The 14,551-nt window shown below is 70.5% G+C and carries 13 protein-coding genes and 1 tRNA gene; 7 read left to right on the top strand and 7 right to left on the bottom strand.

Annotated elements, in window-relative coordinates:
• Nucleotides 1-160: 160 nt before the first annotated feature.
• The 4 genes from ACVJ1F_RS12095 to ACVJ1F_RS12080 form a co-directional block, all read right to left on the bottom strand.
• A tRNA-Arg gene (locus tag ACVJ1F_RS12095) sits at nucleotides 161-232 on the bottom strand.
• A 142-nt stretch (nucleotides 233-374) separates the two neighbouring features.
• Nucleotides 375-869, bottom strand: a complete 495-nt coding sequence (locus ACVJ1F_RS12090) for an HNH endonuclease (RefSeq protein WP_159827583.1) — start codon at nucleotides 867-869, stop codon at nucleotides 375-377.
• Between the two features lie 364 nt (nucleotides 870-1,233).
• The gene (locus ACVJ1F_RS12085) at nucleotides 1,234-2,067 is read right to left on the bottom strand and encodes a C40 family peptidase (RefSeq protein ID WP_456886465.1); all 834 of its coding nucleotides are present in this window, start codon (nucleotides 2,065-2,067) and stop codon (nucleotides 1,234-1,236) included.
• A gap of 327 nt (nucleotides 2,068-2,394) precedes the next feature.
• Nucleotides 2,395-3,087: a metal-dependent transcriptional regulator gene (locus ACVJ1F_RS12080; protein ID WP_056043076.1), complete on the bottom strand. Its 693-nt coding sequence runs from the start codon at nucleotides 3,085-3,087 to the stop codon at nucleotides 2,395-2,397.
• Between the two features lie 88 nt (nucleotides 3,088-3,175).
• Here ACVJ1F_RS12080 and serC point away from each other — a divergent pair, with 88 nt between their 5' ends.
• On the top strand, nucleotides 3,176-4,288 hold the full coding sequence (gene serC, locus ACVJ1F_RS12075) for a phosphoserine transaminase (protein WP_456886463.1): 1,113 nt from the start codon (nucleotides 3,176-3,178) through the stop codon (nucleotides 4,286-4,288).
• A 96-nt stretch (nucleotides 4,289-4,384) separates the two neighbouring features.
• On the opposite strand, the gene ACVJ1F_RS12070 is transcribed toward serC, so the two are convergent.
• Together ACVJ1F_RS12070 and ACVJ1F_RS12065 are read right to left on the bottom strand one after the other, a co-directional pair.
• Nucleotides 4,385-5,032: a DUF3027 domain-containing protein gene (locus tag ACVJ1F_RS12070; RefSeq protein WP_456886461.1), complete on the bottom strand. Its 648-nt coding sequence runs from the start codon at nucleotides 5,030-5,032 to the stop codon at nucleotides 4,385-4,387.
• Nucleotides 5,025-5,402: a cold-shock protein gene (locus tag ACVJ1F_RS12065; protein WP_043593516.1), complete on the bottom strand. Its 378-nt coding sequence runs from the start codon at nucleotides 5,400-5,402 to the stop codon at nucleotides 5,025-5,027. The genes ACVJ1F_RS12070 and ACVJ1F_RS12065 overlap by 8 nt, the downstream gene beginning before the upstream one ends.
• A 91-nt stretch (nucleotides 5,403-5,493) precedes the next feature.
• Here ACVJ1F_RS12065 and ACVJ1F_RS12060 point away from each other — a divergent pair, with 91 nt between their 5' ends.
• The 6 genes from ACVJ1F_RS12060 to ACVJ1F_RS12035 all read left to right on the top strand — a co-directional run bounded on the left by ACVJ1F_RS12060 (nucleotide 5,494) and on the right by ACVJ1F_RS12035 (nucleotide 12,670).
• Nucleotides 5,494-5,772, top strand: a complete 279-nt coding sequence (locus ACVJ1F_RS12060) for a hypothetical protein (protein ID WP_054146822.1) — start codon at nucleotides 5,494-5,496, stop codon at nucleotides 5,770-5,772.
• 39 nt (nucleotides 5,773-5,811) lie between these two features.
• Nucleotides 5,812-7,671 carry a helicase-associated domain-containing protein gene (locus ACVJ1F_RS12055; protein ID WP_456886459.1) on the top strand — a complete coding sequence of 620 codons (1,860 nt, stop codon included), beginning with the start codon at nucleotides 5,812-5,814 and terminating at the stop codon, nucleotides 7,669-7,671.
• A gap of 108 nt (nucleotides 7,672-7,779) precedes the next feature.
• Complete coding sequence (locus tag ACVJ1F_RS12050) at nucleotides 7,780-9,414, top strand: DNA repair helicase XPB (protein ID WP_056043095.1); 1,635 nt, start codon at nucleotides 7,780-7,782, stop codon at nucleotides 9,412-9,414.
• Nucleotides 9,411-9,974, top strand: coding sequence for a hypothetical protein (locus ACVJ1F_RS12045; RefSeq protein WP_056043098.1), 564 nt, complete (start codon nucleotides 9,411-9,413; stop codon nucleotides 9,972-9,974). The genes ACVJ1F_RS12050 and ACVJ1F_RS12045 overlap by 4 nt, the downstream gene beginning before the upstream one ends.
• Before the next feature lie 126 nt (nucleotides 9,975-10,100).
• Nucleotides 10,101-10,793 (top strand): response regulator transcription factor, encoded by a 693-nt coding sequence (locus ACVJ1F_RS12040; protein WP_043593521.1) that lies wholly within the window; start codon nucleotides 10,101-10,103, stop codon nucleotides 10,791-10,793.
• Nucleotides 10,794-10,909: 116 nt separating this feature from the next.
• Nucleotides 10,910-12,670 (top strand): sensor histidine kinase, encoded by a 1,761-nt coding sequence (locus ACVJ1F_RS12035; protein ID WP_456886456.1) that lies wholly within the window; start codon nucleotides 10,910-10,912, stop codon nucleotides 12,668-12,670.
• 230 nt (nucleotides 12,671-12,900) lie between these two features.
• Here the strand turns inward: ACVJ1F_RS12035 and groL are convergent, their stop codons facing one another.
• Nucleotides 12,901-14,520, bottom strand: coding sequence for a chaperonin GroEL (gene groL, locus ACVJ1F_RS12030; RefSeq protein WP_043593524.1), 1,620 nt, complete (start codon nucleotides 14,518-14,520; stop codon nucleotides 12,901-12,903).
• Between the last annotated feature and the right edge of the window lie 31 nt (nucleotides 14,521-14,551).

Below are 14,551 nucleotides of genomic sequence, written 5' to 3'. Positions count from 1 at the left end.
CTGGAGGGGACGGCGCGCCAGCGCCGTCGGGCCGCGCGGGTTCGAGGCCCGCAAGGGGCTCGACGAGCGCAAGCGAGGCGTTCCCCTGGACGGGCGCGCGGAGCGCGGAGCCGCAGGGGTTCGAGTCCCTGCAGGGGCATCGTCGCGAAGCGACGTCAGGTGCCCCTGGAGGGACTCGAACCCCCAACCCTTTCCTTAGGACGGAACTGCTCTTCCATTGAGCTACAGAGGCTGACCCCGCGAGTCTACCGAACCCGCGCCTCCTGCCGTCCGGCCCGCCATGCACCCCGTTCGCGAAGATGAACCCCGATGAACCGGGGTTCGTCTTCGCAAACGGGGTTCATGGGCAGACGAGCGGGCGCCGGCGCCAGGCGTCACGCAGCGGCGAGGTACTCGTCCCAGTTCGCCTGCGTCCGCTCCATGCCGCGCACGACCCAGCCGACCCCGTGCGGCGGCTTGGGCGTGAAGAGCAGCTCCCAACCCATCTCGTGCGGGGTGCGGTCGCTCTTGAGGTTGTTGCACTTGAGGCAGCACGCGACGAGGTTCTCCCAGCTGTCCGCCCCGCCCCGCGACCGCGGCTGCACGTGGTCGATCGTCGTCGCGGACCGACCGCAGTAGGCGCACCGGTGCGAGTCGCGCCGCATGACGCCCCGCCTCGAGACGGGGATCTGCCGGGTGTGCGGGATGCGCACGTACCGCGTCAGCACGATGACCGACGGGCGATCCCACGACGTCGCCGCCCCGAGCACGGGGTGTTCCGCATCGGCGGCGACGACGGTCGCCTTCTGGCTCATGACGAGGACGAGGGCCCGCCGGTCGGACACGACGGCGAGGGGCTCGTAACCGGCGTTCAGGACGAGAGTGCGCATGCTTTCCCTTTCGAAGCACCCTGGACGGCTTCCAGGGATTCGATCTCTCGGGGCGGCGCAGGCCCAACAGGCCCACCGATACGAAAAGAGCACCGTCACGAGGACGGTGCTCTGTCACATGGCGGGGTGTCGTATGTGCTCGTGCGACAGCGCACCCATGGTGCGGGTGGCGGTCGAACGAGGCATCTGACGCTCCTGGTCTCAGCGGAACTCCGAGATCGCCAGGTTAACCCCGGAAGGGTCGCACTGCCTAGAGGCAGGACGACCCTTCACAGGTTGTTCACGCGGGGCGCCGTCCGGGCGCACGATGCCCCGGGAGGCGCGGTGTCCCGGGAGGCGCGGTGCCCCAGGAGGCGCGGGTCGCCTACGCCCCGTAGCGCACGTAGTGCACCGCGGAGGTCCACAGCGGGCGCACGCTGACCGAGCCACCGGGCTTCGGTGCGTCGAGGATCATGCCGTTGCCGGCGTAGAACCCGTCGTGCGACCCGTCGTTGAAGATGACGACGTCGCCGGGCTGCGCCTCGGCCGCCGAGATCGGCGTGCCCAGGGCTCCCTGGCGGGTGACCGAGTGCGGCAGCGAGATGCCGTACTGCGAGTAGACGTACATCACGAAGCCCGAGCAGTCGAAGCCGGCCGGGGTCGCGCCACCGAAGACGTAGGGCGTGCCGACGTACTGCAGGGCCGTCGCGTAGACGGCGCTGAGGCTGAACGCGCCCGGCGTGGCGACGGTGCCCGTCGCCGAGCTCGTCGCGGCGGCCACGTTCTGGGCGGCTGTCGGGCCCGTGTAGCTGGCGTAGCTCGCGGCCAACGCCGCACGCTCGGCCTCACGCTGGCTGGCGAGGGCGGCCGCGTTGAGGTCCGCCTGCGACGTCGCCGTGTAGCCGTCTCGGGTGGCGTCCGCGAGGGCGACGTCGTCCGCGACCGCGACGCTCTGCGCGTGGCTGGTCGACGAGCTCGTCGACGAGGCGCCGACGCTCGGGCCGTTCGCCGCCGCCGGGTTCGACGCGAACGCCGGCAGCGCCATCGTGCCGATCAGACCGGCGGTGAGCGTCATCACGGTCACCGAGACCACGCTGCGCTTGACCGACGGGCGGCCCGGGCGGGCGGCGGGCGCCGCCGTGGCCTGGGCGCGACGCAGCGACGAGCGGGTCGGCAGATCGGCGGGGGTGCGGGTGGCGACGGTGCGGTTCGGGCGCACGTCGGGGGTGTGGTCTGAGCCGGGGAGGGTCAAGAGGGTGGGTCTCCTGCGTCTCGACAGCTTTCGGGAAGCTGTCCCGTCCGTTCGTTCGTATCGCGACGACACACGGCAGGAGACGGGCGTGAGAGACGTCCTGCCACGGGTCCGGCGGCCGGTTCAGCAGCCTGGGGACTCAGCGACTGTAGCCCAGCGACCCCTGCGAGATCATCCTCGAGAGGGATATTTGTAACGAATCGGTAAACGACTGCGTGATCCGGCGCAGAACGCAGGAGGCGCGGCGCACGGACGCAAGAATCCCGCGTGGCCCCATCCCGCGTCGGTGAGCGGTCAGAGCCCGACGTAGATGTGCTGTGCGACCTCGGTCGGCAGCTCGAGGCCCTCGTCGTGGCCCTCGACCTTGACGAAGACGTACGACCCCGCCGAGCGGAGGGTCGCGACGCCGCCCGGCAGCACGCCGGCGCCCTGCAACTGCTGAAGCAGCTCGGGCTCGAACTGCACCGGCTCGGCCAGGCGACGGATCGGCCGGGTGACGCCCTCGGGGTGCTCGGCGAGCACGGCCACGAGGTTGACCACGCCGTCGAGGAAGCGCCCCGCAGGAGAGTCGCCGAGCTCGTCGAGCCCGGGGATCGGGTTGCCGTAGGGCGACTCGGTCGGGTGGTCGAGCATGTCGAGCAGGCGTCGTTCGACCTGCTCGCTCATGACGTGCTCCCACCGGCAGGCCTCGTCGTGCACGTAGGCCCAGTCGAGGCCGATCACGTCGGCGAGCAGCCGCTCGGCGAGGCGGTGCTTGCGCATGACGTGCGTCGCCTTCGCGCGTCCGTCGTGCGTGAGCTCGAGGTGTCGGTCGCCGGAGACGACGACCAGGCCGTCGCGTTCCATGCGGGCGATGGTCTGCGACACGGTCGGACCGGAGTGGCCGAGACGCTCGGAGATGCGCGCACGCAGCGGCACGATGTTCTCTTCTTCGAGGTCGAGGATCGTGCGCAGGTACATCTCTGTGGTGTCGACGAGATCGGTCAACAGGGGCCTCCCGGTGGAACACGTGGACTACCCCGCAAGCTTACCGGCTGCACGCTGGGCACCGCGCCGCGTCACTAGGATCGAGCGCATGGCGGACATCCGGATTCCCACTGACCTCTTGCCCACCGACGGCCGCTTCGGTTGCGGCCCTTCGAAGGTGCGGGCCGCCCAGCTCGAGCACCTCGTCACCGCCGGCGCGACGATCCTCGGCACCTCGCACCGTCAGGCCCCCGTGAAGGACCTGGTGGGTCGCGTCCGCGCCGAACTGGGCGAGCTCTTCCGCCTGCCCGACGGCTACGAGGTCGTGCTGGGCAACGGCGGCTCGACCGCCTTCTGGGACGCGGCGGCGTTCGGGCTCGTCGAGAAGCGTGCCGAGAACCTGTCGTTCGGCGAGTTCGGCTCGAAGTTCGCCAAGGCCGTCGCGGCCCCCTGGCTCGAGGCCCCCCACGTGGTCACCGCCGAGGGCGGCTCGTTGGCCGAGGTCGAGGTGCTCGAGGGCGTCGACGTCTACGCCTGGCCGCACAACGAGACCTCGACCGGCGTCATGGCCCCGGTCACCCGCGTCGCGGGCGACCCCGGCGCCCTGACCGTCGTCGACGCGACGAGCGCGGCGGGCGGCATCGACGTCGACGCCTCGCAGGCCGACGTCTACTACTTCGCCCCGCAGAAGAACTTCGCGAGCGACGGCGGCCTCTGGTTCGCGCTCTTCTCCCCCGCGGCGATCGAGCGCGTCGAGCGGATCGCCGCCAGCGGCCGTTACGTCCCCGAGTTCCTCAGCCTCAAGAACGCCGTCGACAACTCGCGGCTCGACCAGACGTTGAACACGCCCGCCCTGACGACCCTGCTGCTGCTCGAGGACCAGACCCGCTGGATGCTCGAGAACGGCGGACTCGCCTGGGCCGACGCCCGCACGCGCGAGTCGTCGTCGGCGCTCTACGACTGGGCCACCGCCTCCGAGTACGCGACCCCGTTCGTCGTCGACCCGTCGCACCGTTCCCAGGTCGTGGCGACCATCGACTTCGCCGAGTCGATCGACGCCGCCGCGATCGCGAAGGTGCTCCGCGCCAACGGCATCGTCGACACCGAGCCCTACCGCAAGCTCGGAAGCAACCAGTTGCGCGTCGCGACCTTCACGGCCATCGAGCCCGACGACGTCCGCCAGCTGATCCGGTCGATCGAGTTCGTCGTCGACGCCCTCTGACCGATCGCCCGCACGACGAAGGCCCCGACACGATCGTGTCGGGGCCTTCGTCGTGGTCCGACCCCGACGCAGGAGGCGCGGGTCGGGCCTGACGGACTACTTCCGTCGCCTGCTCAGCGGGTCTTCATCCTCGCCGTCCCAGTCGTCGTCGTGCGAGTCGTCGTCGAGGTCCGCCTCGGGGTGCGCTGCCGGCACGACGGGTGCGTCCGCGGCCTGCGCGGAGTCGTCGGAGTCGTCGTCGGAGGCGTCGTCGGAGTCCTCGGAGGCGTCGACCAGGTCGTCGATGTCGACGCCGTCCACGTCGCCGCCGTGCACGATCGACCCGCGCTCGTCGTCGGACTCGTCCTCGTCGTCCGAGTCGTCCGAGTCGTCGTCGTCCTCGTCCGACTCGTCGTCGTCCTCGTCCGACTCGTCGTCGTCCTCGTCGTCGCCGTGCGCCTCCTGGGCCTTCATGTCGGCGAGGCGGTCGGCCCACGGCACCCAGTCCGGGGCGAGCAGGGCGCCGTCACCGGGCATGAGCTCGGCCTCGAGCACCGAGGGCTCTTCGCCGTCGAGGTGGGCGACGCTCACCGTCCAGTGCCAGCCGGGGTAACCGGGCAGCAGCGTGGCGAAGCGCACCGAGGTGACGCCGGGCTCGTCGTCGACCGGGTCGGCCTCGGCACCGATCGTCTCGTCGGGCGTGATTTCGGTGAGGGCGCGACGGGCGAGCTCGGACCAGGGCGTGCGCGTGGCGGCCTCAGGCATCGAACGAGTCCGCGACGGTGCGCAGCAGCACGGCGATGCGGGCGCCGTTCTGCGGGTACCGGCCGTGACGGAGGTCGCCGCCGGCCTTGTCGAGCACCTTGACGAGGTCTTCGACGATGACGGCCATGTCGTCGGCGGAGCGACGGTTCATCTTGGCGAGGCTGGGGGCGGCTTCGAGCACGCGGACCGACAGGGCCTGCGCGCCGCGCTTGCCGTCGGCGATGCCGTACTCGAGGCGGGTTCCCGCCTTGACACCCACGGTGCCGGCGGGCAGGGCCGACGCGTGGAGGAAGACCTCTTGGCCGTCATCGCTGCTGATGAAGCCGAAGCCCTTCTCGTCGTCGTAGAACTTGACCTTGCCGGTGGGCATGACTGGACCTCTCGTGAAGACGGGTGACCCTGAGGGTGGGTCGCCCCAGCTTAGATCGCCGGGCAGGGCCGCACCGCACTATCGTTGACCCGTGGCCAAGAAGATCGAACCGAGTGCGCCCTCTGACGTCAATCGTACAGAGCGCGTCCTCCTCTTCATGATCCTCGCCATCGTCGTCGTCTCGGTCCTCGCGTTCTTCACGAGGTTCGTGGGCGTGGCGACGGGTGTCACCGACTTCACCGCGGGCGTCTGGCCCGCACTCACGATCCTGCCCCTCATCGGGCTCCCGATCGCCTTCGCGATGCTCCTCGCATTCGTGGTGGCGAGCGCCGTGCGTCGCAGCCGCGACTCACGGGGCACCAGACGGTAACCGCAGACCCGGGCTGCACGACGGCTGGAGGCCTCGACCATGGCTAGTGCACTCGACCTCGCAGGCGTCCTGCGCGCCATCGACGACGACGACCTGTTGCGCCGCCTCGCTCGACGGCAGGTCCGGGCGTCGAGCGTCCACGACGCCTTCGACCTCGCGGACGTCCTGCTCGAGCCGGCCAGCGTGCGCGACGCCCTCGCCCACCTCGACCGCGTCGCGCTCATCGTGCTGCAGGTCGTGCGGGTGCCGGGCGACGTCGACGCCGTGCACGAGCGCATCGACGCCGCCTTCGAGGTCGACCGCGAGACGGTGTCCGCCGCGCTCGACCGTGTGGACGAGGCCTTCCTCGTGGTCCGCCGCGGCGACTCCGTCTCGACCCTCGACGCCGTGGGCGAGCGACTCGACGACGACCCCGCCCTGGCCCTCGAGGTCCTGACCTCCGAGCGACCGCCGGTCGTGCTCGAGACCGTCCTCGACCAGGCCCGCGACGACGCCGACGCCCGCTCGGCCGAGCGGCTGTACGCCGTCGTCATCGAGGTCGCCGAGATCCTCCGTGCCCTCGAGCAGTCACCTGCCCGCGAGCTCGCGAAAGGGGGCCTGGCCCTGCCCGAGTCGAGGCGCCTCGCCGAGGCCGCCCGCATCGACGTCGACGACGTCGCGACCGTGCTCGCCATCGCCGTGCGGGCCGGGTTGGCCGCGCCGAGCCCGGACGGCTGGGTCGTGGCCGCCGACGCGACCGACTGGCTCCGCGCCTCCTGGCCCGACCGGTGGCAGACGCTGACGCGGGCCTGGCTCGCATCGCTGCCGACCGAGATCCTCGCGGTGCTCGAGCAACGCGTCGACACGTCGTGGGGACTGCCGCTGCGCGAGTTCTCCGACTGGTCCTACCCGGCCGGCGGCAGCTGGATCACCGAGCGCATCGCCGCGTTCTCACGCAGCGCCGAGGTGCTGGGCCTGACCTCCGACGACACCCCCACCTCGGCGGCCGTCGCCCTGTTCCGCGACGGTCCGGCCGCCGCCCGCACCCGGGTCGCCGCCCTGCTGCCCGACGCGGTCGAGCAGGTCTACCTGCAGCACGACCTCAGCGTCGTGTCGCCCGGGCCCCTGTCGCCCGCCATCGACGCCCGGCTCCGCGTCATCGCGGTGGTCGAGAGCGCAGGCCTCGCGGCCACCTACCGCATCACCGAGGGCGGACTGCAACGGGCCCTGAGCGAGGGCGAGTCCGCCGATTCGCTGCGCGAGTTCCTCGGCGGCATCTCGTCGACGGGCATCCCCCAGCCGCTCGACTACCTGATCCAGCAGAGCGCCGAACGACACGGGCGCTACCGCGTCCGCGCGATCGCGCCGGGCGGCGCCCCCGCGGGCGTGCCGGGCGACGCACTGTCGCTCGTGGTCGCGGACGACCGCGCGAGCCTCGACACCCTCGAGGTCGACCAGTCGCTCTCACCCCTGGCCCTGACCCGGGTCGACGCGACGACCGTGGCGAGCCGGTTCGAACGCGACACCGTCTTCTGGTCGTTGAGCGACGAGCGCTACCCCGTCGTCGTGGTCGACGAGGGCGGTGCCGAGGTCGTCCCGCCGTCCCGACGCCGACCCCGACGGCCGGCCCCGGTCGAGACGCGTGACCCGCTCCGCGAACTCGTCCAGCGTCTGCACACCGACCCCGGCTCCGGTGACGAGTCCACCGACCGTGCCTGGATCGCCCGCCAGCTCGACGCCGCCGTGAAGGGCCGTCTGACGGTCACCGTGACGGTCGCGATGCCCGACGGCAGCACCACCACCCTCGACATGGAGCCCACCGGCATCGGCGGCGGACGCGTCCGCGGTCGCGACAAGAAGTCCGACGTCGAGCGCACGCTGCCGCTGAAGAACGTGGTGGCGGTCGCGAGTCGCGACTGAGGCGGGCGCCCCTCGTCGGCCGAGCCGCGCCTCCTCGTCCTGCCGGGTGGGCGCCGACCGGTGCCCGGCTGTGAGAGTCGAGACCGGGCGCGCCTAGACTCGACCCTCATGACCGGACCCCTGATCGTGCAGAGCGATCGCACCGTCCTGCTCGAGGTCGCGCACGAGCAGGCGGAGGACGCGCGGCACGACCTGAGCGTCTTCGCCGAGCTCGAGCGCGCTCCCGAGCACGTGCACACCTACCGCATCACTCGCCTCGGACTGTGGAACGCACGGGCGGCCGGGCACAGTGCCGACGACATGCTCGGCACGCTCGAGAAGTACAGCAAGTTCCCGGTGCCGCAGAGCGTCAGCGTCGACATCGCCGAGACCGTCGCCCGCTACGGCCGCATCGTCATCGAGCGCGACGGCGACCAGTTGCTGCTGCGCGGCACCGACAGCTCCGTGCTGAGCGAGGTGACCCGGGCCAAGAAGGTCGGCGAGCTGCTCGGCGTCAAGCGGGCCGACGACCTGTGGGAGCTCCTGCCGTGGGCGCGCGGCGAGGTCAAGCAGCAGCTCGTCAAGCTCGGCTGGCCCGCCGAGGACCACGCCGGTTACACGCCCGGCACCCCGCACGCCATCGACCTCGACGAGAGCGACTGGCACCTGCGCGACTACCAGCAGAAGGCGATCGACAACTTCTTCGAGGGCGGCTCGGGCGTCGTCGTGCTGCCGTGCGGCGCCGGCAAGACCCTCGTCGGGGCCGGGGCCATGGCGGCCGCCGGCACCACCACGCTGATCCTCGTCACGAACACCGTCTCCGCGCGACAGTGGCGGGACGAACTGCTCAAGCGCACCTCCCTGACCGAGGACGAGATCGGCGAGTACTCCGGCTCGGTGAAAGAGGTCAAGCCGGTCACCATCGCCACCTACCAGATCCTCACGGCCCGCCGCGGGGGCAAGTACACCCACCTCTCGTTGCTCGACGCGCTCGACTGGGGCCTGGTCGTCTACGACGAGGTGCACCTCCTGCCCGCGCCGGTCTTCAAGCTGACGGCCGAGCTGCAGGCCCGCAGGCGCCTCGGCCTCACCGCCACGCTGGTCCGCGAGGACGGCCGCGAGAGCGACGTCTTCAGCCTGATCGGCCCCAAGCGCTTCGACGCCCCGTGGAAGGAGATCGAGGCCCAGGGCTTCATCTCGCCGGCCTCGTGCTACGAGGTGCGGGTCGACCTCCCCCAGGAGGCGCGGCTCGAGTACGCGGCCTCCCCCGACGACGAGCGCTACCGGTTGGCCGCGACGGCCCCGGCCAAGCTCGACGTGGTCAAGCACCTCGTGGCCCGGCACGACGGCGAGCAGATCCTCGTCATCGGCCAGTACCTCGACCAGCTCGACGAGCTCGCCGCGGTGCTCGACGCCCCCACGCTGACCGGCAGCACCGCCATCGACGAGCGCGAGCGCCTCTACCAGCGCTTCCGCGACGGCGACCTCAAGGTGCTCGTCGTCTCGAAGGTGGCCAACTTCTCGGTCGACCTGCCCGAGGCGACCGTGGCGATCCAGGTCAGCGGCTCGTACGGGTCGCGGCAAGAAGAGGCACAGCGACTCGGCCGCCTGCTGCGGCCGAAGAAGTCGGGGTTGCCGGCCTCGTTCTACACGCTCGTCAGCCGCGACACGGTCGACCAGGACTTCGCCCAGAACCGTCAGCGGTTCCTGGCCGAACAGGGTTACAGCTACACGATCCTCGACTCGCCGGTGGTCGCCGCTTGAGCGACGCCACGGACGCCGACCTCCCCCTGGGCGACGACGAGCTCTGGCGCGACAGCCTGCGAAGGGTGTTCGCGGCCGACCAGGCCCCGTTCGCGACGTTCGGTCCGCTCGTGGCCTCCCTCGACCACGACGCCATGGAGTTCCGCGGCCAGGTCGCCCGGTTCGCCGAGTGGGACCCGTCCGTCGTCGTGTCGGTCGCCCGCACCTACGAGGTGCAGGGCGGCCTCCACGCGGGCGCGACCCTCAGCATCGTGACCTGGAGCCCCGACCCCGAGGTGATCGAACGCAGCGACCTGCTCGCCGGGTCGCCGGTCAAGGACCACCTGTTCGCCGGCCTCACCGCGATCGGCGCCACCGACGACGCCTCCGAGGCTCAGGTCGTCGCCGCGTCGGTCGAGGAGTTCCCGGGGTGGCAGATCACCCGGGCCTCGGGCTACACCGCGGTGCTCGAGCGGCGCGAGGGCGTCGACTTCACGCTGGCCGTGCCCGACGAGCTGCTCGAGCTGACGACGCGCGTCGCCCTGGTGCCCAACGTCGAGTGGTCCGCCCCCGACGCCTGAGCGTCCGCCTCCACGATCATGCGTCCCGCTGTCTCGGCCACCTGAGGGCTGCCGCTCCGGCAGCGTGCGGGTGGCGTGCCTCCGGCTCACAGGAAACACCGAGGAGGCGCGCAGATACTTGGGCGCATGAGTGACGGCCCCAAGATCCTGATCGTCGACGACGAACCGAACATCCGCGACCTGTTGACCACCAGCCTGCGTTTCGCCGGCTTCGCCGTCCGTGCGGTCGGCAACGGCGCGCAGGCGATCTCGGCGGTCCTCGAAGAAGAACCCGACCTGATCATCCTCGACGTGATGCTGCCCGACATGAACGGGTTCGGCGTCACCAAGCGCCTCCGCTCGTCGGGCTACACCTCGCCGATCCTCTTCCTCACGGCGAAGGACGACACCGAGGACAAGATCACGGGCCTCACGGTCGGCGGCGACGACTACGTCACCAAGCCGTTCAGCCTCGACGAGATCGTCGCGCGCATCAAGGCGATCCTGCGTCGCACGATGAACGAGGACGAAGACGCCATCATCCGTGCCGGTGAGCTGACGATGGACCAGGACACCCACGAGGTCACCATCGGCGAGACGGCCATCGAGCTCAGCCCGACCGAGTTCAAGCTGCTCCGGTACCTCATGCTCAACCCGAACCGCGTGCTGTCGAAGGCCCAGATCCTCGACCACGTGTGGGAGTACGACTTCAACGGCGACGCCGGCATCGTCGAGAGCTACATCTCGTACCTGCGTCGCAAGCTCGACCAGTTCTCGACGGAGCCCATCATCCAGACCAAGCGGGGCTTCGGCTACATGCTCAAGGCCACGAAGGCCTGACCACCAGCCCTGGTGCGTGAACACGACGACGCCCGACCGCCCCGAGCGGTCGGGCGTCGTCGTGCGTGCTCCGACGGGCGGGGTGCGCCCAGCCGGTTCCGCTAGCGTCTGACCTCATGCACGCTCGCCTCTCGCAGTGGTGGAACGAGATCTCCATCCGCACCAAGATCACCGGCATCACGGTGACCCTGGTCACCCTCGGCCTCGTCGTCGCCGGCCTGGGCACGATGACCGTCCTCAGCACCTATCTCATGGGTCAGGTCGACACGTCCCTGCGGAACTCGGCGACCAACTTCACCAGCGCCTCGTTCGACCAGGCGGACTCCCGTTCGTGCACCGTGAACTTCGCGGGCCTGACCAGCAGCTACGTCGCGATCCTCGACGACGAGGGCGATCTCATCTGCGACACCCGCTCGCAGCTGTCGAGTGCCACCGACGCCCCCGACCTCACGGGCGTCGGCGTCGCCGGCGCTCCCCTCGACGAGGCCTTCAACCGGTACAACTCGAGCCGCGACAACGAGTGGCGCCTCTTCGCCCACGCGGCCGCCCTGCGCTCGACCGACGCCCAGGGCAGCGTGACGACCGTGCCCGCCGTCATCGTGGCCGGAACGAACCTGGCGGGCACCAATGCGACGATCGGGCGCTTCGGCGGCATCTTCCTGGGCTTCGGCCTCTCGGTCGTCGTGCTCGGCGCCGCCCTCACCCGCCTGCTCGTCACGTCGACCTTCGCGCCGCTGCGTGACGTCGAGGCCACGGCGGCCCGCTTCGCCGACGGCGACTTCACCCAGCGGCTCGACTCGACGACGCCGAACACCGAGGTCGGGCGTCTCAACCGATCCCTCAACACGATGCTCAACCGGATCGACAGCGCCTTCGACGACCGGGCCAAGACGATCGACCAGATGCGCCGCTTCGTCGGCGACGCCAGTCACGAGCTCCGGACGCCGCTCGTCTCCCTCCGCGGCTACGCCGAGCTCTACCGCATGGGTGCCCTGACGAAACCCGAGGACGTGGCCCAGGCCATGGACAGGATCGAGAAGGAGGCCATCCGCATGGGCGTCCTGGTGCAGGACCTGCTCGCCCTCGCCCGTCTCGACGAGTCCAAGCCGCTCGAGCTCGGCCCCGTCGACCTCGTCCAGCTCGCCCGCGACTCGGCCCTCGACACCATGGCGTCGAACCCCGATCGCGACATCGACGTGATCGTGCTCGAGCCCGTCCTCGCGCCGTCGCCCACCCCCGCCGACGGCGACGAGACCCCGGCCGACGGACGTTCCCCCGAAACGGCCTCGCTCGCCGCGAACACCCCCGCGACGGGCACGGCGCTCACGGGCGCAGCCGTCGGCGCGACGAGCCCGATCTCGTTCGCGGGCGCGACCCTCGCGCGCCTCCGCAGCCTGAGGGCTCGGGCCGTCCGCAACGGCGACACGGCGACGGCCGCCCAGCTGCAGGACGAGGTGCAGAGGTTCGAGGCCCCGGCCATCGTGCACGGCGAAGAGAACAAGATCCGTCAGGTGATCACCAACCTGATGGGCAACGCCATGCGGTTCACCGAGCCGGACAGCCCGATCGAACTCGTGGTGCAGTCCGACCCCGGACGCGGTGTGGCCACCGTCGCCATCGTCGACCACGGCGAGGGCATCCCGCCGCAGATCCGCGAGAAGATCTTCCAGCGGTTCTGGCGTGCCGACTCGTCCCGCACGCGCGACACCGGTGGCAGCGGCCTCGGCCTGGCCATCGTCTCGGGCATCGTCGCGGCCCACGGCGGCTCGGTGGACGTCGACGACACCGCCGGCGGTGGAGCCACCTTCCGTGTCGCCCTGCCGCTGATGCCCGCCGACGCCGTCATCGCGGCCGAGCCCGCCGGCGTGACCGCCTAGCCCGACCGGCACGGCCCGCACCCCGCGCCCTGGACACGACGCCACGACGTGGGCACTGCACCATGTTTTCTCGTGGCGTCGCGACCACCTCCTGGCGTGTTCCACGGACGCGGAAGCGGCCGAACCACCGAGCACGAGGCGCGCCTCTCCCCCGGCGACGCCGAAGGGCGGCTCCCCCGGAGGGGAACCGCCCTTGAGCGAGTGCGCGGCGTGAGCCGCGCGGCTGCGGACTAGAAGTCCATGCCACCCGAGGGGTCGCCGGCCGGGGCCGGGTTCTTCTCGGGCTTGTCGGCGACGACGGCCTCGGTCGTGAGGAACAGACCGGCGATCGACGCGGCGTTCTGCAGAGCCGAGCGCGTGACCTTGGCGGGGTCGATGATGCCGGCGGCCAGCATGTCGACGTACTCGCCGGTCGCGGCGTTGAGGCCCCAACCGATGTCGAGCCCGCGGACCTTGTCGGCCACGACGCCGGGCTCCATGCCGGCGTTGAAGGCGATCTGCTTCAGGGGAGCGTCGATCGCGACGCGGACGATGTTCGCACCCGTCGCCTCGTCGCCCTCGAGCTGCAGGTTGGCCAGAGCGGTCTTGCCGGCCTGGATGAGGGCGACGCCACCACCGGCGACGATGCCCTCTTCGACGGCGGCCTTCGCGTTGCGCACGGCGTCCTCGATGCGGTGCTTGCGCTCTTTCAGCTCGACCTCGGTCGCGGCACCCGCCTTGATGACGGCGACGCCACCGGCGAGCTTCGCGAGGCGCTCCTGGAGCTTCTCACGGTCGTAGTCGCTGTCGGTCGCCTCGATCTCGCTGCGGATCTGACGGACGCGGCCGGCGATCTGCTCGTCGTCGCCGGCACCCTCGACGATGGTCGTCTCGTCCTTGGTGATGATGACCTTGCGGGCACGGCCGAGCAGGTCGAGCGTCGCGTTCTCGAGCTTGAGACCGACCTCTTCGGCGATGACCTGACCACCGGTGAGGATGGCGATGTCCTGGAGCTGAGCCTTGCGACGGTCACCGAAGCCGGGGGCCTTGACGGCGACCGACTTGAAGATGCCGCGGATCTTGTTCACGACGAGCGTGGCCAGGGCCTCACCGTCGACGTCCTCCGCGATGATCAGCAGCTGCTTGCCCGACTGGATCACCTTGTCGACGATCGGCAGCAGGTCCTTGATGTTCGAGATCTTCGAGTTGACGATGAGCACGTAGGCGTCTTCGAAGACGGCCTCCTGACGCTCGGGGTCGGTGACGAAGTACTGCGACAGGTAGCCCTTGTCGAAGCGCATGCCCTCGGTGAGCTCGAGCTCGGTGCCGAAGGTGTTGCTCTCCTCGACGGTGACGACGCCCTCTTTGCCGACCTTGTCGATCGCCTCGGCGATGAGCGCACCGATGGTGGGGTCGGCGGCCGAGATCGAGGCCGTGGCAGCGATCTGCTCTTTGGTCTCGATGTCCTTCGCGTCGGCGAGCAGCTGGTCGGAGACGGCCTGGGCGGCCTTCTCGATGCCGCGCTTCAGCGAGATGGGGTCGGCACCGGCCGCGACGTTGCGCAGACCTTCGCGGACGAGGGCCTGGGCCAGCACCGTCGCGGTGGTCGTGCCGTCACCGGCGACGTCGTCGGTCTTCTTCGCGACCTCTTTGACGAGCTCGGCACCGATCTTCTCGAAGGGGTCGTCGAGCTCGATCTCTTTGGCGATGGAGACGCCGTCGTTCGTGATGGTGGGGGCGCCCCACTTCTTCTCGAGCACGACGTTGCGACCACGCGGGCCGAGCGTGACCTTCACCGCGTCGGCCAGGATGTTCAGGCCACGCTCGAGGCCACGACGGGCCTCTTCGTCAAAAGCAATGATCTTAGCCATGTGTGTTTTTCGTCCCTCCCGGACGTCATGA

The organism is Frigoribacterium sp. 2355 (assembly GCF_054060695.1).
Note: the sequence above shows the minus strand (reverse complement) of the source record. Positions and strands in the feature narration are given on the sequence as shown.